Source organism: Parahaliea aestuarii (assembly GCF_008064635.1).
Taxonomy (GTDB): domain Bacteria; phylum Pseudomonadota; class Gammaproteobacteria; order Pseudomonadales; family Halieaceae; genus Parahaliea; species Parahaliea aestuarii.
Map to the genome: position 1 here is coordinate 783,219 of NZ_VRYZ01000001.1, position 19,096 is coordinate 802,314.

19 protein-coding genes are annotated in these 19,096 nt (G+C 64.3%); 15 read left to right on the forward strand and 4 right to left on the reverse strand.

The genetic code is table 11. The features are described 5' to 3' along the window. The first annotated feature begins 12 nt into the window (after window positions 1–12). From gspD to FVW59_RS03610, 14 genes are all read left to right on the forward strand, one after another. Window positions 13–2,067: a type II secretion system secretin GspD gene (gene gspD / locus FVW59_RS03545; protein WP_148063005.1), complete on the forward strand. Its 2,055-nt coding sequence runs from the start codon at window positions 13–15 to the stop codon at window positions 2,065–2,067. After that, entirely contained in the window at window positions 2,068–3,627 is a 1,560-nt protein-coding gene (gspE, locus tag FVW59_RS03550; protein WP_425468390.1) for a type II secretion system ATPase GspE, read from the forward strand. It begins immediately after the preceding gene. Window positions 3,628–3,634: 7 nt separating this feature from the next. Then, complete coding sequence (gspF, locus tag FVW59_RS03555) at window positions 3,635–4,855, forward strand: type II secretion system inner membrane protein GspF (protein WP_148062828.1); 1,221 nt, start codon at window positions 3,635–3,637, stop codon at window positions 4,853–4,855. A 4-nt stretch (window positions 4,856–4,859) separates the two neighbouring features. Further along, entirely contained in the window at window positions 4,860–5,306 is a 447-nt protein-coding gene (gene gspG, locus FVW59_RS03560; RefSeq protein WP_425468391.1) for a type II secretion system major pseudopilin GspG, read from the forward strand. Window positions 5,307–5,309: 3 nt separating this feature from the next. Next, window positions 5,310–5,882, forward strand: coding sequence for a GspH/FimT family pseudopilin (locus FVW59_RS03565; protein ID WP_148062829.1), 573 nt, complete (start codon window positions 5,310–5,312; stop codon window positions 5,880–5,882). Beyond that, the gene (gene gspI, locus FVW59_RS03570) at window positions 5,872–6,300 is read left to right on the forward strand and encodes a type II secretion system minor pseudopilin GspI (protein ID WP_148062830.1); all 429 of its coding nucleotides are present in this window, start codon (window positions 5,872–5,874) and stop codon (window positions 6,298–6,300) included. Before FVW59_RS03565 ends, gspI begins: the two co-directional genes overlap by 11 nt. Further along, the gene (gene gspJ / locus FVW59_RS03575) at window positions 6,290–6,961 is read left to right on the forward strand and encodes a type II secretion system minor pseudopilin GspJ (protein ID WP_148062831.1); all 672 of its coding nucleotides are present in this window, start codon (window positions 6,290–6,292) and stop codon (window positions 6,959–6,961) included. The genes gspI and gspJ overlap by 11 nt, the downstream gene beginning before the upstream one ends. 79 nt (window positions 6,962–7,040) lie before the next feature. Then, window positions 7,041–8,135 (forward strand): type II secretion system minor pseudopilin GspK, encoded by a 1,095-nt coding sequence (gspK, locus tag FVW59_RS03580; RefSeq protein ID WP_187275731.1) that lies wholly within the window; start codon window positions 7,041–7,043, stop codon window positions 8,133–8,135. 68 nt (window positions 8,136–8,203) lie between these two features. After that, on the forward strand, window positions 8,204–9,403 hold the full coding sequence (gene gspL / locus FVW59_RS03585; RefSeq protein WP_187275732.1) for a type II secretion system protein GspL: 1,200 nt from the start codon (window positions 8,204–8,206) through the stop codon (window positions 9,401–9,403). Beyond that, on the forward strand, window positions 9,400–9,873 hold the full coding sequence (gene gspM / locus FVW59_RS03590) for a type II secretion system protein GspM (protein ID WP_148062834.1): 474 nt from the start codon (window positions 9,400–9,402) through the stop codon (window positions 9,871–9,873). Before gspL ends, gspM begins: the two co-directional genes overlap by 4 nt. Before the next feature lie 3 nt (window positions 9,874–9,876). Further along, window positions 9,877–10,626 carry a type II secretion system protein N gene (locus FVW59_RS03595; protein WP_148062835.1) on the forward strand — a complete coding sequence of 250 codons (750 nt, stop codon included), beginning with the start codon at window positions 9,877–9,879 and terminating at the stop codon, window positions 10,624–10,626. A gap of 40 nt (window positions 10,627–10,666) precedes the next feature. Further along, window positions 10,667–10,846 (forward strand): rubredoxin, encoded by a 180-nt coding sequence (locus FVW59_RS03600; RefSeq protein ID WP_148062836.1) that lies wholly within the window; start codon window positions 10,667–10,669, stop codon window positions 10,844–10,846. A gap of 118 nt (window positions 10,847–10,964) precedes the next feature. Then, window positions 10,965–12,314 carry a sodium-dependent transporter gene (locus FVW59_RS03605; protein WP_148062837.1) on the forward strand — a complete coding sequence of 450 codons (1,350 nt, stop codon included), beginning with the start codon at window positions 10,965–10,967 and terminating at the stop codon, window positions 12,312–12,314. 34 nt (window positions 12,315–12,348) lie between these two features. Beyond that, complete coding sequence (locus FVW59_RS03610) at window positions 12,349–13,737, forward strand: alanine/glycine:cation symporter family protein (protein WP_148062838.1); 1,389 nt, start codon at window positions 12,349–12,351, stop codon at window positions 13,735–13,737. A gap of 174 nt (window positions 13,738–13,911) precedes the next feature. Here FVW59_RS03610 and cls read toward each other — a convergent pair whose 3' ends face one another. After that, window positions 13,912–15,309 carry a cardiolipin synthase gene (gene cls, locus FVW59_RS03615; RefSeq protein WP_246139611.1) on the reverse strand — a complete coding sequence of 466 codons (1,398 nt, stop codon included), beginning with the start codon at window positions 15,307–15,309 and terminating at the stop codon, window positions 13,912–13,914. A 287-nt stretch (window positions 15,310–15,596) separates the two neighbouring features. Between cls and FVW59_RS03620 the strand changes: the two genes are divergently transcribed. Continuing rightward, complete coding sequence (locus FVW59_RS03620; protein ID WP_148062840.1) at window positions 15,597–16,067, forward strand: Dps family protein; 471 nt, start codon at window positions 15,597–15,599, stop codon at window positions 16,065–16,067. A 65-nt stretch (window positions 16,068–16,132) separates the two neighbouring features. Here FVW59_RS03620 and FVW59_RS03625 read toward each other — a convergent pair whose 3' ends face one another. The 3 genes from FVW59_RS03625 to FVW59_RS03635 all read right to left on the reverse strand — a co-directional run bounded on the left by FVW59_RS03625 (window position 16,133) and on the right by FVW59_RS03635 (window position 19,090). After that, window positions 16,133–17,029 (reverse strand): tyrosine-protein phosphatase, encoded by an 897-nt coding sequence (locus FVW59_RS03625; RefSeq protein ID WP_187275733.1) that lies wholly within the window; start codon window positions 17,027–17,029, stop codon window positions 16,133–16,135. A 135-nt stretch (window positions 17,030–17,164) separates the two neighbouring features. Beyond that, the gene (locus FVW59_RS03630; protein ID WP_148062842.1) at window positions 17,165–17,782 is read right to left on the reverse strand and encodes an energy transducer TonB; all 618 of its coding nucleotides are present in this window, start codon (window positions 17,780–17,782) and stop codon (window positions 17,165–17,167) included. Between the two features lie 111 nt (window positions 17,783–17,893). After that, window positions 17,894–19,090, reverse strand: a complete 1,197-nt coding sequence (locus FVW59_RS03635) for a M56 family metallopeptidase (protein ID WP_148062843.1) — start codon at window positions 19,088–19,090, stop codon at window positions 17,894–17,896. Between the last annotated feature and the right edge of the window lie 6 nt (window positions 19,091–19,096).

Sequence of the window (19,096 nt, forward strand, 5' to 3'; positions counted from 1 at the left end):
ACTTTGACGAGGATGCAGGTCTTGCTACAGCGATTGCTAAAGCCCCTGGGCACCGCCCTGTTGATCTCCCTGGCGGGGCTGGCGGCGCAGCCCGTCTTCGCCCAGGAGTTCACGGTCAACCTGAAAGAGACGGATATCCAGGAGCTGATCAAGTTCGTGGCCGAGGCCACCGGCACCACCATCGTGGTCGACCCCTCGGTGAAGGGCAAGGTCAAGGTGGTGTCCTCCAAACCGGTGACCCGGGACGAACTCTACGACCTGTTTCTCTCCATTCTCGAGGTGCACGGCTATACGGCGGTGCGCTCCGGCGGCGTAGTGAGAGTGATCCAGAGCAAGGACGCCCGCTCGGCGCCGGTCAGCGTGCGCGACGTCAAGGCCGGGCAGGGCAATGACGAGTACGTCACCCAGGTGATGAAGCTGGAGAATATCTCCGCCGCCAAGCTGATTCCGGTGCTGCGCCCGCTGGTGCCCCAGCAGGCGCACATGGCAGCCTATGCCCCCAGCAATGCCATTATCATTTCCGACATCGCTTCCAATATCGACCGCATCAGCGACATCATCAAGCGCATGGATCGCTCGGCGGTGCAGGAAACGGATCTGATCAAACTCAAGTATGCGGTGGCCGAGGACGTGGTGCGCATGCTCAACCAGCTCAACGAATCCGAAGCCCAGCAGGGCGGCGGCGTCGAGAGCGAGATGCTGCTGGTGGCCGACAAGCGCACCAACAGCGTGCTGGTCAGCGCCGACGAGCTGGAGCGGGCGCGCATCCGCAAGCTGGTCACCCACCTCGACACGCCGCTGGAGCAGAGCGGCAACGTGAAGGTGGTGTACCTGGAATACGCCAAGGCCGACGAGATTGCCGAAGTGCTGACCCGCGTGATGCAGAACATCAGCCAGCTCGATCCGGACGAAAAACAGCCGCGGCGCAGCACCAGCAATACCTCGACCATCGAAGCGGATGTCGGCACCAACTCCCTGATTATTACCGCCGACGCCGACGAGATGGCCGCCATCGAATCGGTGATCCACCGCCTCGATATCCGCCGCGCCCAGGTGCTGGTGGAGGCGATAATCGTCGAGCTGACTGTCACCGATGGCCAGGACCTCGGCCTGCAGTGGCTGTTCGCCAATGACAGCGGCGCCTTCGGCAGCAACATTACCGCCGGTGACCGGCGTGTGCAGAACATCGGCGGCTCCATTCTCGACCCGGATGGAGGCGACGACGACAGTGGCGGCGGGCCCACCACCGGGGACTTCGACGTGGCGGCTCTCGCCGGCGCCCTGGCGGGCAACGACGGCCTCAACCTGGGGTGGGGTGTGATTGGCGAAGACCTGTCGATGACGGTGATCCTCAACGCCCTGAAAGAGCAGAGCAATGCCAATATCCTGTCCACGCCGAGCCTGCTGACCCTCGACAACCAGGAGGCCTACATCACGGTGGGGCAGAACGTGCCCTTCGTCACGGGTTCCTATACCAACACCGGCGCCGGTGACGGCGTGTCCAACCCCTTCCAGACCATTGAGCGGGAGAATGTGGGTATCACGCTGACGGTCACCCCCAATATCAACGAGGGGGATTCGGTGGTGCTGGAGATTTCCCAGGAGGTGTCCAGTATCAGTAACAGCGCGGCCAGCCTGATCGCCTCGGACATCATCACCAATGAGCGCAAGCTGCAGACCAAGGTGCTGGCGGCGAACAACAGAGTGGTGGTGTTAGGTGGCCTGATCAAGGACGATGTGTCTGACGGCCAGCAGAAAGTCCCGCTGCTGGGCGACATTCCGGTGCTGGGCCGCCTGTTCCGCTCGGATCGTGTGGAGGTCGTGAAGACCAATCTGCTGATCTTTATCCGCCCCACCATCATTCGCGACGACCGTGAGCTGGAAGGCGCTACCGCGGAGAAATACCGCTATATCCGCGGCCAGCAGCAGCTGCGCAAGGAGCGGGGCCTGATGTTCCTTGACGACAGCAACATCCCGGTACTGCCGGAATGGGAAGAGCAAATCAAACAGCTGGAGCAGATTCGCGATGAATCCGCTACAGCCAGCCCCGAGGGCGAGGGCAGTTAGATGTCCGTCGAGGGGCTGAGCCAGCCGGAGCTGCAGGCGGAGGGCGCTGCGATGGATGCCGCGCTGGACGATGTACCGCCCCCGGAAACGCCCGCCGGCAAGGGCCTGCCCTTCGGCTACGCCAAGCTGCACGGCGTGCTGCTGGACCGGGAGGAGCGACCGCCGGTACTTTATTGCCAGGTTGAACCGCCGCTGCAGGTGCTGGTGGAACTGCGCCGCTTTCTCGGCGAAGCCTATCGTCTGCAGGCCGTCGACGAAGCGGACTTCCAGCGTCGCCTGACGCTGGCCTACCAGCGCGGCAACAACGAGGCAGTGCAGATGGCGGAAGACCTTTCCGCCGACGTGGATTTAAGCCGCCTGGCCGACGAAATTCCGGAGGCGGGCGACTTGATGGACGCCGAGGATGACGCGCCCATTATCCGCCTGATCAACGCCATCCTGTCCCAGGCGGTGCGCGAACAGGCCTCCGATATCCATATCGAGACCTTCGAGGACCGCCTCAGCGTGCGCTACCGCATCGACGGGGTGCTGGCGGAAGTACTGTCGCCCAAGCGCATGCTGGCGCCCTTGCTGGTGTCGCGCCTGAAGGTGATGGCGCGGCTGGATATCGCCGAAAAGCGGGTGCCCCAGGACGGCCGCATCTCGGTGCGCATTGCGGGCCACGCGGTGGATATCCGCATGTCCACCATCCCCTCCGCCCACGGCGAGCGGGTGGTGCTGCGGCTGCTGGACAAGCAGGCCGGGCAGCTGCAACTGGAACAGCTCAACATGAACACCCAGGTGTTCGACGCATACCAGCGCGCCCTGCACAGCCCCCATGGCATCATCCTGGTTACCGGCCCCACCGGGTCGGGCAAGACCACTACGCTTTACGCCGGGCTGTCCCACATCAACCAGACTTCGCGCAATATCCTCACCATCGAGGACCCGATCGAGTACATGCTGCCGGGAATTGGCCAGACCCAGGTCAACACCAAGGTGGAGATGACCTTTGCCCGCGGCCTGCGCGCCATTCTGCGCCAGGACCCGGATGTGGTCATGGTGGGTGAGATTCGCGACCTGGAAACGGCGGAGATTGCCGTGCAGGCGTCCCTGACCGGGCACCTGGTGCTGTCCACCCTGCACACCAACACCGCCATCGGCGCGGTGACCCGCCTGCAGGATATGGGTATTGAACCCTTCCTGCTCTCCTCCAGCCTGATCGGGGTGATGGCCCAGCGCCTGGTGCGCCTGCTGTGCCCCGACTGCAAGCAGCCCCACGATGCGCACGATTCGGAGCGGGAAATGCTGGCCGTGGCGCCCGGCGAGCCGTTGCAGCTTTACCGCGCTGTGGGTTGCGAGCGCTGCAATTACAGTGGCTATCGCGGACGTACCGGCATTTATGAACTGATCGAAGTGGACGACACCCTGCGCACCATGATCCATGAAGGTGTCGGGGAGCAGGCCATGCTGGCCGAGGCGCGCAAACACTACCCCGGCATTCAGCAGGACGGGCGTCGTCGCATACTGTCCGGCCAGACCAGTCTCGAAGAGGTACTGCGGGTTACCGCAGTCAACTGAGTCTCCCGTGACTGCGTACCGCTACAAGGCGCTGAACCCCGGCGGCAAACTGGTCAAGGGCGTTGTCGAGGGCGACTCCGAGCGCCAGGTGCGCAACCAGTTGCGCGGCCAGAAGCTGCGCCCGGTGGAAGTGGCAGTGGCCAACCGCCAGGCCGCCAATACGCCAAGGTTTCGCTTCAACCTGTTCCAGCCGCGCATCAGCGTCTCCGAGCTGGCCCTGCTGACCCGTCAGCTGGCCACCCTGGTGCAATCCAACCTGCCGCTGGACGAGTGCCTGCAGGCTGCGGCGGAGCAGAGCCGCAAGGCACGCACCAAGGGCCTGCTGCTGCAGGTGCGCTCGCGGGTGGCAGAGGGCCACACCCTGGCCTACGCCATGGGCGAGTTTCCTGCGGTGTTTAACGACATGTACCGGGCCATGGTCAATGCGGGTGAGCACGCCGGCTATCTCGGGCCGGTGCTGGAGCAACTCGCCGACTACAACGAGCAGCGCCAGTACACCGCCCAGAAGCTGAAAATGGCGATGATCTACCCCTTTATCCTGATCGGGGTGGCGATTGCCGTGGTGGTGGCACTGATGGTGTTCGTGGTGCCGGAGCTGGTGGGTATCTTCGCCCACTCCAAGCGCGAGTTGCCGCTGCTGACCAAGATCCTCATTGCCACCTCGGACTTTTTCCGCGATTACGCGCTCTACGTGCTGGTAGCATTGACGGCGCTGGTGATCGGTCTGCGGCGGCTGTTGCGCGATCCGGCCCGGCGCAAACGCTGGCACCGGCTGCAACTGCGCATCCCGGGGATTTCGCGGCTGGTGATAGCGATGGACACCGCCCGCTTCGCCTCGACCCTGAGCATCCTGATGGCCAGCGGGGTGCCGTTGCTGGAGTCCCTGCGTATCGCCGGCCAGGTGCTGACCAACCTGGTGCTGCGCGACGACAGCGCGGCGGTGGCGGAGCGGGTGCAGGAGGGCTCCAGCCTCAACCGGGCCCTGCGCGAGAACGGCCGCTTCCCGCCGATGATGGTGCACATGGTGGCTTCCGGCGAGACCAGCGGCGAGCTGGAAACCATGCTGGAGCGCTCCGCCACCAACCAGGAGAGGGAGCTGGAGATGACCCTCGGTACGATGATGAGCCTGCTGGAGCCCCTGCTGGTGGTCTTTATGGGTGTGATGGTGCTGACCATTGTCCTCGCCATCCTGCTGCCGATTTTTGATCTGAACACAATGGTGAGATAGCACTATGAGCAATTTTTCAATGCGCCGAGGCAATCGCGGTTTCTCCCTGGTGGAGATTCTGGTGGTGCTGGTAATCATGGGCCTGCTGATCAGCGTGGTGGCTCCCACGGTGTTGAACCGCGCCGACGAGGCCCGGGTGCAGAAGGTCTACGCTGACTTCAAGGCGATAGAGACGGCGCTGAAAATCTACCGCCTGGACAACTACGTCTACCCCACTACCGAGCAGGGCCTGGAGGCGCTGGTCAAGCCCAGTACCCTGTCGCCGGAACCGCGCAATTTCAAAGAGGGCGGCTACCTGGCAGAAGTGCCGCAGGACCCCTGGGGGCGGCCCTATCTTTACCTGAGTCCGGGTGAGAATGGCGAAGTCGACATCTACACCCTCGGCGCCGATGGACTGTCCGGCGGCGAAGGCCAGAACGCCGACTTCGGTAACTGGAAGGAAGAGGAATAAGGTATGCACGGCCCCCGCCAGCGGGGCTTCAGCCTGCTGGAGCTGCTGGTTGCCCTGTTTGTGATCGTACTGGTGACCTCCCTGGCCACCCTCAACGTGGGCTCCGGGGGCTGGGACCGGGGGCTCGAGGCGCAGCTGCAGACCCTGCTCGACACCAATGCCTTCGCCCTGGAAGAGGCGCAGATGAGCGGCCTCGATCACGGCCTGCTGTTGCAACGGGTGGATGTGGATGGCGAGACTGTCTATCGCTACGGCTGGCGCCAGCTGCGCCCGGAGGGCTGGCGCCTGCCGGACAGCGGCGAGGACCTGTTCGAGGACCGCGACTTCGACCCCGAAGTGGCACTGCTGCTGCGCATGGAAGGGCAGGTGGACGGGGAACTGCTGTCTCCCGCGGACCCGGCCACAGCGGCCCCGCAGATCGTGTTCTACGCCAGCGGTGAAGCCAGCCCCGGTGAAATCGATGTGCGCCGGCGCAGCGACGACAGCCTGCTGTGGCGCCTGCAGTGGGATCTGCTGGGCCGCGGTGAATTGCTGCCCCGCGGCGAGGCCAGCCAGCGGGATGACAATGACGACTGAAACCCGCAGCAGCGGCTTCACCCTGGTGGAGGTGATGGTAGCCCTGGCCGTGGTGGCGCTGGCCCTGCCAGCACTGATCATGGCGCTGTACCAGCAGGTGGACGGTACCGAACACCTGCGGGACAAGTCCATGGCGCAGATTGTCGCCGCCAACAAGCTGGCGGAATTGCGCCTGCTCAGCCAGGCCCGCGGCAATCTGCTGCAGGGAGAGGAGAGCGGAGGCAGCGAACTGGCCGGCCGCGACTGGAGCTGGCAGATTCGCAGCAGTAGCACCCCCGTGCAATCCTTCCAGCGTATCGAGATCGAGGTGCGCCGCGGCGAGAACAACACCAGCGGCCCGGCCCTGTATACCCTGAACGCTTTTATGTCGGCGGAGATCGAAAGCGCAGACCAGGAGCCGGTGGCCGATGAGCCCTAGCCGCCTGTCGTATTCGCGCCGGGCCGGCGGCTTCACCCTGGTGGAAGTGCTGATTGCGCTGGCCATTTCCGCGTTTATTGCCGCCGCGGCCTATACCGGCCTCAGCACGGTGATGACCGGCGTTGAGCGCAGCCGCGCCCAGGCCGACCGCACCTGGGAGATCAACCGCGCCCTGACCTTGCTGTCGCGGGACATCCGCCAGTTTGCCAATCGCCCGCTGCGCGATGAATTCGGCGACCTGGAGCCGGCCCTGCAGGGCGGCCCCGCCGCGCGCTTTATGCTCAGCCTGACCCGCGCCGGGTGGTACAACTCGCGCGGGCATCCCCGCAGCTCGCTGGAGCGGGTGAATTATGTGCTGGAGGATGAAGCCCTCTGGCGCGAGTCCTATCCGGTACTGGATCGTGCGGCAAACACCGAACCCCAGCGGGTGCGACTGCTCGACGGGGTGACTGACCTGCGTCTGCTGTTCCTGCGCGATATCGACGCCCTCAACCCGGCGAGCCGGGGCACCGAGGTGGACACCCGCGCCTGGCCGGAAAACTGGGTGGCCAACCTGAGCCAGCCGGATGTGCCGTTGCCACCGCCGGTGGCGCTGGAAGTCCTGCTGGAACTGGAAGACTACGGCGAACTGAGACGACTCTATGTCCTGCCGCCGTACTGATCAGCTAATGCCGGGAGCGGGTACGTCAGTGAGCGCTGCCATCGGCACTCGTTGCGACGGCCGTGCTTCCTGTGCTGTCATGCCAGCGCAGGCTGGCATCCATCGTCCCCGCCAGCAATCCGGCGCGGCGCTGGTGATCGCCCTGCTGGTGTTCGCCATCTGCGCCACCCTGATTGTGGCGATGAAGGCCGATTTCGAACTGTTCCTCCAGCGCGGTGCCAACAGCTTCCTGGCGGAGCAGGGCTACGCCTACCTGCGCGGGGCGGAGGACCTGGCCGCGCTGGCCCTGGTGCTGGACTACGACATGGACAAGGCGGCAGAGACGTCGCGGGATGACCTCACCGAGGAGTGGGCGAAGTCCAGGCTGCCCTTCATGCTGGACGACGGCAGCGGCCAGATGCGCGGCTTGCGCCCCGATCCGCAGAACGCCGGCCGGTTCTTCATCATCGAAGATCTGCAGGGCCGCTTCAACCTGAACAACCTGCTGGATGGTGGCAGTACGCCGCAGGGGCCGGGGGGGGAAGAGGGCGACCCCGGCGCTGTCCCGCGCTATACCCCGGTACAGGCGCAGTTTATTCGCCTGCTCCAGACCTTCGAGGAACCGGCCCTGTCCCAGCAGGAGGCCGCCGCGGTCACCGACGCGGTGCTCGACTGGATGGACAGCGACAATATTCCCCGCCCCTTCGGGGCCGAGGACGACTACTACTTCGGCCGGGAGCCGGCCTATCGCGCGGCCAACCGTCGCCTGTCCAGTGTGTCGGAATTGCGGGCGGTGGCCAACATCACGCCGGAGCTGTATCGGGCCCTGGCGCCCTGGGTGACAGTGTGGCCTCTGGAGGGCCGCAGCAAGCTCAATATCCACACCGCGCCGGCGCGCGTATTGCAGAGCCTGAACGCCGATGATGACCTCAGCCCGCTGGCGCCGGAACAGGCCCAGGCGATGGTCGAACTGCGCGGGGAGGCGGGCTTTGCCGATGTCGATGCTTTTCTCGGGCAGCCGCTGTACGCCGAGCGGGCGACCGACCAGCTGCGAACCCTGCTGGGAGAGAAAAGCGAATGGTTCCTTCTCAGCGCGGTGGCGGAAGTTGCCGACCGCAACCGCCACTTGTACAGTGTGCTGCACCGCAATCAGCGGCGGGTGGAATCCCGGGCGCGCTCGGCTGGCGAGTTGTAGAAGATGATAGACAAGCGCTCAATACAAGCCGCATGGCCTGTGATTTGCCCTGATCGGAGAATGTGTCCTTGCAGAATATTGCCGTAATCCGGCTCCTCGACGAGCAACTGCTGTGCTATCCGCCAGGAGCGGGGGAGCAGGCCTTGTCGCTGGACAGCGAGGATGCCCTGCGGGAGTTTGGCGAACAGGCGGCCCGCAATCGCTGGGGGCTGTGTTTTGCCGCGCCCGCCGCCGAGGTGCGGCTGCTGGACCTGAGCATCAGCGCCGAGGAGAAGAAGCACCTGGCGCGGTCCCTGCCTTTCATGCTGGAAGAGCAGGTGGCCGAGGATATCGACGCACTGCATTTTGCCACCCTGGCGCTGGAGCCGCTGCACTATGCCGTGGCGCTGTGTCGTCACCAGCACATGGAAGGCTGGCGTGAACACCTGGCGCCGCTGGGCGCTACCGTCAATCACTGGTTGCCGGAACCGCTGCTGCTGCCCTGGCAGGCGGGGGAGTGGTGCCTGTTGCTGGAAGGCGATCAGGCGGTGTTGCGCAGCGGAGTCTGCGCCGGTTTCGGTTGCGAACGCGCGCTGTTGCCGCTGTTGCTGGAGGCCGCCCTGGCGGAAGGTGAGCCGGAAGCGGTCATTGTCTACGGCAGCGACCAGGCCGAAGACTGCGCGCTGCTGCCGGCGGTCCTGCAGTCGCGCGCCCGCTGGCGTCGCGGCAACCTGTGCAGCGCCCTGATGCTGGTGGATACGCCGCCGGCCCTGAATCTCTGCCAGGGCAGCTATGCCGCGCGCCTGCCCCTGCAGCGCTGGTGGCAGGAGTGGCGCCTGGTGGCCTCGGTTTTCGCCGCGGTATTCTGCCTGCAACTGCTGGCGACCTGGCTCGACTATCGCTCCCTGGCCGCGGAAAACCTCAACCTGCGCGCGGCGCGGGAGGCCAGTTATCGCCAAGTCAGTCCTCAGGGTGTGGTGAATGAACCGGAATTACTGCTAAAGCGACAACTGGATGCACTGCGCGGCACCGGTGGCGGCGGCGCCTTCGTGCCCCTGCTGGACCGGGTGGGACAGGTCCTGGAGGGCGAGCCTGGCGCGCGCCTGGCCAGCCTCAACTACAGCGATCGCGGCGGCGAGATGCGCATGAATATCGTGGCCAGCGACTATGAGAGCGTGGAGCGTATCCGCGCCGGTATCAATGCCAGTGGGCTCAACGCCACCATGGAGAGCAGCAACGCCCAGGGCGACGGGGTGCGCGCCCGTATTCGCGTGGAGGGCAAGGGATGAACCAGTGGTTTGCACGTTTCAGTGCCCGCGAGCAGCTCAGCCTACTGGTGATGGCCATCGCCCTGCTGCTTTACCTGGCCTTTATGCTGTTGTGGAAACCGCTGGACGCCCGGCGCGACGACATGCAGGCTCGCAACGCCGCCACCGCGGCGTCGCTACAGCGGGTGGATACCATGGTGTCGGAGATCCTGGCGTTGCGCGAAGGCGGAGACGGTGCCCCCCAGCGCCGCAACCTGACCAGCCTGGTGAACCAGACGACCGCGGCGGCGGGGCTGGCGGTCAGCCGGTTGCAGCCCAACAGCCGCGGCGAGATCCAGGTGCGTTTTGAAGGCGTCGAGTACGCGGCCCTGGCGGGCTGGCTGTACGAGGTGGAGTTCGGCCAGGCGCTGCTGGTGCGGGAACTGTCGTTGACCCAGTCCGGCAGCGCCGGGCGGATCGATGCCACGGTTCGTCTGGGCCAGGGCGAATAGGCTATGGCACGTTTTGCGGCGCTGGCCGCCCTGCTGCTGTTATTGCTGGTCTTCCTGATTGTGGGCGCTCCGGCGCGTTTGCTGCCCGCGGTGCTGCCCGCCGGCCAGGTGCAGCTGGATGGACTCAGCGGCACGCTCTGGCGGGGCAGTGCCAGCCGCTGCCTGCTGCAAACCGCCGCCGGCCCCCTGCAACTGGGCCGCGTGGAGTGGCAATTGCGCCCCCTGTCACTGCTAACCCTGGCCCCGGCCCTGGACTTCGACAGCCAGTGGGGTGGCCAGCACGCGTCGGGCCGCGTGAAAATACACGGCGTGAACGATATCGGCCTGAGCCAGCTTTCCGCCCGCGCCGATGCCAGCCTGCTGCGCCAGCTGGCACCGCTGGCGGTGGATGGCGGCTTCTCCCTGCAGGCGGACTACCTGCGCATACGCGACGCCCGCCCCGCGGGCGCCAGGGGGCGACTGGTGTGGGAGCACGGCGCCTGGACTGCGCCCCAGGGGCGCATTGCCCTCGGCAGTTACGCCCTCGATTTTAACCAGCCCGACGCCGATACCGCGCTGGCGGCAGAGGTGATTACCCTGGCCGGGCCGGTGCAGGCCGTCGGCGATGCCAGCCTGGCGGGGCAGGACTATCGCGTCGATATCCGCATCCGGGCGGAACAGGGCGCGCTGGACCCGGCCCTGCAGCAGGGGCTGTCGCTGATGGCGCGCCCCGATGGCAACGGCTACCACCTCACACTGACCGGTGCCCTGTAACCGGTTTCACCCCACACAACAAAACACGAGGAGAAGTTCCATGTCTGCTGCCCCCTATCGCAAGTACGAGTGTGTCATCTGCGGCTTTATCTACGATGAGGCCGAAGGCCTGCCGGACGACGGCATTCCCGCCGGCACACGCTGGGAGGATATCCCCGACGACTGGGAGTGCCCGGACTGCGGTATTGCCAAATCCGAGTTCGACCTGATGGAGGACTGATGCGGCCTTCCGGCAGGTGGTTTGCGTTGCGCCCGGACTGAAGCGGCCCCGGGTTTTGATGTAGACTTGCGCCTGTCTGCCCCGCAGGGGGTGAATAACAATAGTTTCGGAGAGTTTTATGGCGACAGCCAGCGGGGAGCACTGGTCCTCCCGATTTGCATTTTTGATGGCCTCTGTTGGCTTTGCGGTGGGCCTCGGCAATATCTGGCGCTTCCCCTATGTCACCGGTGAAAACGGTGGCGCCGCTTTTGTAATTGTCTATCTGGCCTGTGCCTTCGGCATCGGCGTACCCATCCTGATGGCGGAGCTGCTTATTGGCCGCAGAGGCCAGGGCAGCCCCCCGGATGCCATGGCAAATGTCGCCGTGGAGAGCGGCCGCAGCCGGCAGTGGCAGTGGGTCGGCGGCATGGGACTGCTGGCGGCGTTTACCATCGAGATTGTCTACGCCGGCATCGTCGGCTGGGTACTCTGGTATTTGTACAAGGCCGTTACCACCGGTTTCGTCGATGTCGACGCCACGGCGGCGGCCGGCGAGTTCGCCTCCGTTCTCGACAGCAATATCGGCATGCTGTTCTGGACCCTGGTGGGCCTCGCGATCACCGGCTTCATTATTTTCTCCGGGGTGAAGGACGGCATCGAACGCGCGGTGAGCGTGATGATGCCGCTGATGTTTGTGCTGTTGGTCGGTCTTGCCGGCTACAACTATTTCGCCGGCGGCTTCGATGACGCGCTGGACTACCTGTTTACCCCTGACTTCAGCAAGATCGGCCCGGAAGCGGTGCTGGCGGCGATCGGCCAGGCCTTCTTCTCCATCGGCGTGGCCATGGGCGGCATGATGACCTACGGCTCCTACCTGCCGCGCAGCATCTCCATTACCCAGTCAGTGTTTATCGTTGTCATCGCCGACACCACGGTGGCCCTGCTGGCCGGCCTGGTGATTTTCCCGGCCGTTTTCAACTACGGTCTCGACCCGGCGGCCGGCCCCGGCCTGATTTTCCAGACTCTGCCGGTGGCCTTCGCCCAGATGCCGGGTGGCCATTTGTTCAGCGTGCTGTTCTTCACCATGCTGGCCGTGGCGGGCATCACCTCCATGGTGGGGCTGATCGAATCGGTGAACGCCTGGATCGAGGGCCGCTTCGGGTTCAGCCGTCACAAGAGCGCGGTGCTGGTAGTGGGCTCGGTGGCCCTGCTCAGCGTTATCAGCATCCTGTCCTACAACGTGCTGGAAGGCCTGCGCTTTGGTGGCATGAACTTCAATGACACCATGGACTACTTCTCCAACCAGGTGCTGTTGCCGTTGGGGGGACTGTTCATTGCCATCTTCGCCGGCTGGGCGGTCAAGCGCGCCCACAGCCGCGACGAACTGACTACATTGAACGGACTTGGCTTCAGCGTCTGGCACTTCCTGATTCGCTTCGTGGTGCCGCCGGCCCTGGCCATTATTTTCATCCTGGGCGTATCAGGCTGAAGGTGACGCAACTGACAATGCCCCGGGAGGCATCATGCTCGCAGCGGTAAACGACTTTCTCTGGGGCCAGATACTGGTGGTGGTGCTGGTGGCGGTGGGCCTGCTCTACACCATCGCCTCCCGCGCTGTGCAGTTCCGCTACTTCGGTCGCATGTTCGGCGTATTGGCGGAGGGTCTGCATCACGAAAAGGGGCAGGTCAGCTCCTTCCAGGCGCTGGTGGTGAGCGTGGCCGGCCGGGTCGGCAGCGGCAATATTGCCGGCGTGGCGGTGGCGATCACCCTCGGCGGCCCCGGTGCCGTGTTCTGGATGTGGGTCATCGGCCTGATGGGCATGGCCACCAGCTTCTTCGAATGTTCCCTGGCGCAGCTGTTCAAGCGTCGCGAGCCCGACGGTGGCTTCCGCGGCGGCCCCGCCTACTACCTGACCCACGGTATTCGCCAGCGCTGGCTGGCGATCATTTACTCGGTGTTGCTGCTGGTCACCTTCGGGCTCTGTTTTAACGGCGTGCAGTCCTACGTGGTGGCCAGCTCACTGGAGTCCTCCTTCGGCGTGCCCACCTGGGCCAGCGGCCTGCTGATGGTGGCGCTGCTGGGGGTGATTTTCTTCGGCGGTATCCGCCGCATTGCCGCGGTGGCGGAGATCGTGGTGCCGGTCATGGCGCTGGGCTACCTGCTGGCGGCACTGCTGGTGCTGGGACTGAATATCGAACGCATTCCCGCCATGCTGGGGCTGATTGTGCAGAGCGCCTTCGGCCTGGATTCCGCGGTGGGCGGCGGTCTCGGCGTGGCCCTGATGCAAGGAGTGAAGCGGGGCCTGTTCAGTAACGAAGCTGGCCTGGGCAGTGCCCCCAATGTGGCGGCGGTAGCGGCGGTGTCGCACCCGGCCAAGCAGGGTGTGGTGCAGGCTTTCTCGGTGTTTATCGACACGGTGATCATGTGCACCTGCACCGCCTTGATTATCCTGCTGTCGGATGTCTACCAGCCTGGCGCCGAGGGTGTGGCCGGCGTGGCCCTGACCCAGAACGCACTGGCCAGCCATGTCGGCAGCTGGGGGGCGGGCTTTGTCAGTGTGGCGCTGGTGCTGTTTGCCTTCAGCTCGATCATGTACAACTACTACCTCGGCGAGAACAGCCTGAATTTCTTCAGCGAGGAGAATCAAACGCTGTTCAACGGGTTCCGGGTACTGGTGCTGGGCCTCATTCTCTGGGGCTCGATGCAGGATCTGGGTACGGTGTTTGGTTTTGCCGACCTGACCATGGGCCTGCTGGGCCTGGTCAACCTGGTGGGGCTGGTGTGGATGTTCCGTATCGGGATGCGCTTGCTGGCGGATTACGATAGCCAGCTTGCGGCGGGTGGCGAGCCGAAGCTGCGCGTGGAAGATTATGCTGACCTGGATATTGATCCGGCGGCGTGGCGGGATTGATCGCTGGAAATGGCGGTTACTTGAGATTGGCGGGAGTCGGCTGGTGTAGTTTGGATGCCGCACGCAGGGCACCCGATGCCCTTCCGGATCGCGCCCGGCCCTACGAAGTACCTGCACTTCAGACTTTTGAGTCTCGCAGCAACAATCCGCTGAGCAAGGGCCGACAAAAGTCAGTCAGAGAATCGGCGAAAACAACCGCGCCACCCCGGTGGCAAAGGTAAACCACAGTGGTTTGTCGGCAATCTCCTCTGGCGTGACCCGGTGGCTGTGGGCGATATCGTCCTCCAGCATTTCCTCGATCTCCACACAGAAGTGCTCATCGTGCACCAGCAGCGTGATCTCGAAATTGAGGCGGAAAGAGCGGTTGTCGAAATTGGCCGTGCCGATGCCCGCCACCTTGTTGTCCATCAGCAGCACCTTCTGGTGCATAAAGCCGCCCTGATAGCGGTAGAGTTTAACGCCCGCGGGTAGCAGCTCGCGGGTGAAAGCCCAGTTGGCCAGGCCCACCAGCGGGCCGTCGGGTTCGTCGGGAATAATCAGGCGTACATCCACCCCGCGTAGTGCCGCCAATTGCAGTGCCGAGATGATGCCCCGGTCCGGCACAAAGTAGGGGCTGGCGATCCAGATACGGTAGCGCGCCTCCACAATGACCTGGTGGAACATCAGCCCCGCCTCTTCCAGCGTGCTGGCCGGGTCCGAGGCGAACACCAGCACATCGCTGTTGCCACAGCGCGGCGGTTCCAGCTGGTGCTGTATTTCCAGCGGTTTGCGCGTGGCCCAGCGCCAGTCGGTGGCGAAGGCAAGTTCCACACCCAGAACAGCAGGCCCCTCGAGGCGGGCGTGGGTGTCGCGCCAGAAGCCGCGGCGTTTGTTCAGGCCCAGGTATTCATCGCCGATGTTGTGGCCTCCCACCCAGGCTTGCTTGCCGTCCACCACCACGATTTTCCGGTGGTTGCGGAAGTTGAGCTGGAAGCGGTTGCGGCGGCCCTGGGTGGTGTTGAACGCTGCCACCTCAACGCCGGTTTTCAGTAGCTGCTTGCACATGCGTGTGCGGTGGAAATTGCGGCTGCCGATCTCGTCGTAGAGCAGGTGGACCCGCACGCCCTGCTGGGCCTTCTGCGACAGAATGCGGGTGAAGCGCGCACCGAGATTGTCGTCCCGTATGATGTAAAACTCGATCAGGATGTAGTCCGTGGCGGTCTCCAGCCCGTCGAGAATGCTCTTGAAGGTGGCCTGCCCGTTGACCAGCAACTCGATGCGGTTGCCGCTGGTGGCCGGTGTGCGACTGAGATTGTAGAGGCTGTTGTACAGCGGCAGCTCATCGGAATAGCCAATCAGGTAGTCGTCGAGGGCGTTGTGGGTGCGCTGCAGCAGTTCCCGTGTTTCGTGGGCGATTTCCCGGCGTTGCTCCAGGTAGCCAGCGAATTTGTTGCGCCCGAAAATGAGGTAGCAGGGCAGGGCCAGGTAGGGAATGGTCAGCAGTGACAGGGCCCATGCGATTGCGCCCTGGGCAGTGCGGACACGGATGATGGCATCGACGGCACAGAACACGGCCGTGAGGTAGAACAACACGGCGAGGGCGGCAATAACTTGGCTGTACAGGCTCAGGCTTCTACTCCGATAGTTTGCACTGACACCAGTCTAGCCGCTATTGGCGCTGCCACAAACTGTCGCCGTCCCGCCGGTCGCTGCTTCATCCTGTTCCAGCTGGCCTGCGAAGAAGACGGGCCTGCAACGATTGTCGACTGCCGTTGGAGTGTGGCACTCTCAAGGCATGTCCCGTGTACCTTCACGGCAAACATCGGCACGCCAGCCAGGTCATGCAGCGCTGGTGGCGCCTACAAAGGAGCGCTGACCCAATGACCACTATCGATATCGGCATCACCGCCAGGGATCGCGAGCAGATTGCAGACGGACTGAAACGCCTGCTGGCCGATTCCTATACCCTCTACCTGCAAACCCACAACTTCCACTGGAATGTGACCGGCCCTAAGTTCCGCGAATTGCACCTGATGTTTGAAGAGCACTACACGGAGCTGGCCACCGCGGTGGATGAGATCGCCGAGCGCATCCGCACGCTGGATGTGCCGGCACCGGGGACTTACAAGGAGTTTTCCCGTCTCAGTGCCATCGATGAGGTGGAGGGCGTGCCGGCGGCGGAAGTCATGGTGGATCTGCTGACCCGCGGCCATGAGCAGGTGGTGAAGACCTGCCGCGATGTGCTCAAGCTGGCCCAGGACGGCGACGACGAATCTACCGCGGCGCTGGTGTCGGACCGCATGCGCATTCACGAAAAAACCGCGTGGATGCTGCGTGCGCTGAACCAGTAGGCGCCTGGAAGTGCCGCCCCGGCCACCTGTGGTGTCGGGGCGGTTACCGTGCGCTCCCGGCGACTTTATTGCAGGAGGCTGGCCTGCAGGGTGAGCACGTCTGACTCGCTGAGTTCCAGGCCTTCGCGCACATAGGTATCGAAATCGCCCCAGTGCTCATCGATGCTGGCGAAGGCCGCTTCGATCCAGGGCCGTTGTACCCCCATCATGATGGCGATCTGCTGCGCTGCCTCCTCACCCTTGAACAGGCGCGCCAGCATCAGGTCGCGGCTGTGAGCCTCAAGCGAGATACTGTCGCTGAGCAGGTAGTCCCGAATGATGGTTTCCCGCGGCACACCCAGAATCTCCAACAGGATGGCGGCGGCAAAGCCGGTGCGGTCCTTGCCCGCGGTGCAGTGCCACAGCACCGGTTCGCCCCCGGCGTCGCGCACGGCGTGGATAAACTGACGGAACTGGGGGGTGAACTCGAAGGCGAATTGCCGGTTGGCCCGGGTCATCAGGGCGCCGGGGTCAAAGCCCTCGAAGTTGCCGCTTTCGAAGCGCTCCTTGATTTCCTGGACCATGGCCGAGTTGCCATCGTCCAGGGTGGGAATACTGATTACGTCAAATGCGGGATTCTGCGGCAGGCGGTCGGGTGCCGCGTCTTTCTCGAGCTGGGAGCGGAAGTCGATCAGGGTCTGCAATTGCAGGCGCTGTAGTTGTTCCAGGTCGAAGCGGCTGGCCTCTGACAGGTCGCCGGCGCGATACAGGGCGCCCCAGCGCAACTGGCGGCCGTCCGCGGTGCGGTAGCCGCCGAGATCGCGGAAGTTATCGATGCCCTCGAACGCCAGCAGGCGGTGCTCTGTCCGTTCTGCGGCAGGCAGTTCGGCGGGCAGGGCCAATGGAGCCGGCGGGATAAACTGGATTGTGGCGATAACGCCAATGGCGGCGGCAAGCGCCCATTTCCAAAGGCCTGGTTTCACAGGGCCCTCCAGGTGAGTGTTTTGCGGCCGGCAAGCTTAGCACCATCCGCGCGCGCGTCGGACGCCGGCGCGCCACCACCGCCCGCGGGTTTAATTGGCTGGTCTGCAGGTATAGCTGCGGTAAAGGGGAGGGCCTCACTGCTCCAGCTGGAAGGTGATGCGCGTGGTCATGTCGCGCTGGCCATAGGGAATTCCGTCCTGCACCGGGGCCTTGTACTTCCATTTCGCCAGGGTCTGTATGGCGGCGCGTTCGAACACGCCCTGGGGCTGTGCATCCAGTACCCGGATATTTTCCGTGCGACCACTGGCCGCCACATCAAAGATCAGGTCAACATGCCCTTCAATACCGCGGCGCAGGGCGGATTGCGGGTAGTCCGGTGCAATGCGAAATACCGGCACGATGGTCGAGGTGCCGGCCCCGGAATCGATGCGGCCCACTGCGGTATCCGGTATGAAGCGCGTGGTATCGATGGCTGTGTTTATTGCCACGTCACTCGTGTTGCTGGGCGTTTCCCATTGCGGTGGAGTTTCCGGTTCTGCCGGCTTTTCCGGCGTTTGTTTCTCTTCCACTTTGGGTGGCTCCGGGCGCTCCATGAACGGGTTGAAATAGGTTCGCTCAACTGCCGGTAATTCCGGTAGGTCGGTGGCGATCAATGATTGCATTATTAAAAACAGGGCAGCGGTCACCAGGGCGGCGAGGCCGGCTGCGCCGAGGCGTTGCAGCAGTTGCGGTGCGTAGCTTTGAACATACATGGTCGATTCCTCCGGGCAGCGGCTTGTCGCGGGCAGTCCGCCAGCCTCCTGTCGTCAGCGGGATGATGGTTGTGTGATAGGTGTGTTGCAGGTTGGTGTGGATCGGGTGAGTCAGGGGGGACGATCGGAGACCGGTGAGCGTTGCAGATCGAGCTGAATTAGCGGTTCTACTGCCCCGGATGGGAGGGCGTTGTGCAGCGTGGCAGGCAGTTGCTTTGCCAGCCGATAGTCTGCACGGTTTACCTCCAGCGTCAGGGCTGGCATTTTCGCCGCTGGTGGAATGCGCTCGGGGAGTCGCGCGAAGGGGAGCGCCGTTGGCGTCGGCCCGGCCAGCAACTGCAGCGTGACCTGTTGTTGAGCGGGGCTGAAAGTGACGCTGCCGTTTATAGACGTCGGGTTGAGCCCGGCCAGCGGCAGGATCAGGGCGAGGCTCAGCGGGATCAGCCAGGGCCAGCCGGTGGTGCTGTCGGAGTGGTCGAGGCCCGGCGAGCAGATATTGCGGATGCGCAGTGCCAGGTCCGGTTGCCGGCTGAGGGATACCGCCGCCAGCTGGCGGGGGTGGCGGGCCTGCGCGAGTAGCAGTGCGGCGTAGTCCGGGGGTGAGTGTCGAGCGGCCAGGACGTGGTTGTCGCAGGCCTGTTCCGATTCCAGTGCGAGCTGGGCGAGGGCCTGGCGCAGGCCTGGTATGGGCCAGTACAGCACGCCGGCAATCTGGCCCAGCAGATGGGTCAGCCAGTCGCCGCGGCGGATATGCGCCAGCTCGTGATCCAGTACCATGGCGCGTTCGACTTTGGTCAGGTGCGAGTAGGCCGGCACCAGGATGACCGGGTGCAGCCAGCCCCAGGTCATCGGGCTATCGACCCTGTCGCTGGTCAGAATGCGCAACCGGGCCGGCAGGGGACTATGCCGGCCTGCCAGCAGTGCATACCAGGCGGCGTCCGCCGGACCGGCGGTGACGGTAACGCGCAGCAGCTTCGCCATTTCCCATGCCAGGTGGCTCGCCCTGGCAGCGGCACCGCCAAGATAGATAAGCAGGACAGTGTCTGCGAGAAGCGAGGCGGGCCCGGTGGCACTGGCCGGCAGCAGGGGAAGCGACCACTGCGGTGCCCAGGCGCTGAGCACGGGCAGGCCGACCAGACACAGCAGGGTGGCAAAGGGGGCTCGGTGGCGCACTGCCGCGGAGCTCATGCCGAGGTCACTGGCGAGCAGGGCACCGATGGTCAGGATTAACAGCGCTTTGGCAAACAACAGTGCCAGCCCGCCCGGCGATGGGGTCGAGAAAGCGAGTAACTCGATCCATCCGCTCACGGGTAG

What these genes read in the sequence shown, in the direction of transcription:
- gspD (WP_148063005.1), top strand. Translation starts at nt 13, where the DNA reads ATGCAGGTCTTGCTACAGCGATTGCTAAAGCCCCTGGGCACCGCCCTG.
- gspE (WP_425468390.1), top strand. Translation starts at nt 2,068, where the DNA reads ATGTCCGTCGAGGGGCTGAGCCAGCCGGAGCTGCAGGCGGAGGGCGCT.
- gspG (WP_425468391.1), top strand. Translation starts at nt 4,860, where the DNA reads ATGAGCAATTTTTCAATGCGCCGAGGCAATCGCGGTTTCTCCCTGGTG.
- FVW59_RS03565 (WP_148062829.1), top strand. Translation starts at nt 5,310, where the DNA reads ATGCACGGCCCCCGCCAGCGGGGCTTCAGCCTGCTGGAGCTGCTGGTT.
- gspI (WP_148062830.1), top strand. Translation starts at nt 5,872, where the DNA reads ATGACGACTGAAACCCGCAGCAGCGGCTTCACCCTGGTGGAGGTGATG.
- gspJ (WP_148062831.1), top strand. Translation starts at nt 6,290, where the DNA reads ATGAGCCCTAGCCGCCTGTCGTATTCGCGCCGGGCCGGCGGCTTCACC.
- gspK (WP_187275731.1), top strand. Translation starts at nt 7,041, where the DNA reads ATGCCAGCGCAGGCTGGCATCCATCGTCCCCGCCAGCAATCCGGCGCG.
- gspM (WP_148062834.1), top strand. Translation starts at nt 9,400, where the DNA reads ATGAACCAGTGGTTTGCACGTTTCAGTGCCCGCGAGCAGCTCAGCCTA.
- FVW59_RS03595 (WP_148062835.1), top strand. Translation starts at nt 9,877, where the DNA reads ATGGCACGTTTTGCGGCGCTGGCCGCCCTGCTGCTGTTATTGCTGGTC.
- FVW59_RS03600 (WP_148062836.1), top strand. Translation starts at nt 10,667, where the DNA reads ATGTCTGCTGCCCCCTATCGCAAGTACGAGTGTGTCATCTGCGGCTTT.
- FVW59_RS03605 (WP_148062837.1), top strand. Translation starts at nt 10,965, where the DNA reads ATGGCGACAGCCAGCGGGGAGCACTGGTCCTCCCGATTTGCATTTTTG.
- FVW59_RS03610 (WP_148062838.1), top strand. Translation starts at nt 12,349, where the DNA reads ATGCTCGCAGCGGTAAACGACTTTCTCTGGGGCCAGATACTGGTGGTG.
- FVW59_RS03620 (WP_148062840.1), top strand. Translation starts at nt 15,597, where the DNA reads ATGACCACTATCGATATCGGCATCACCGCCAGGGATCGCGAGCAGATT.
- FVW59_RS03630 (WP_148062842.1), bottom strand. Translation starts at nt 17,782, where the DNA reads ATGTATGTTCAAAGCTACGCACCGCAACTGCTGCAACGCCTCGGCGCA.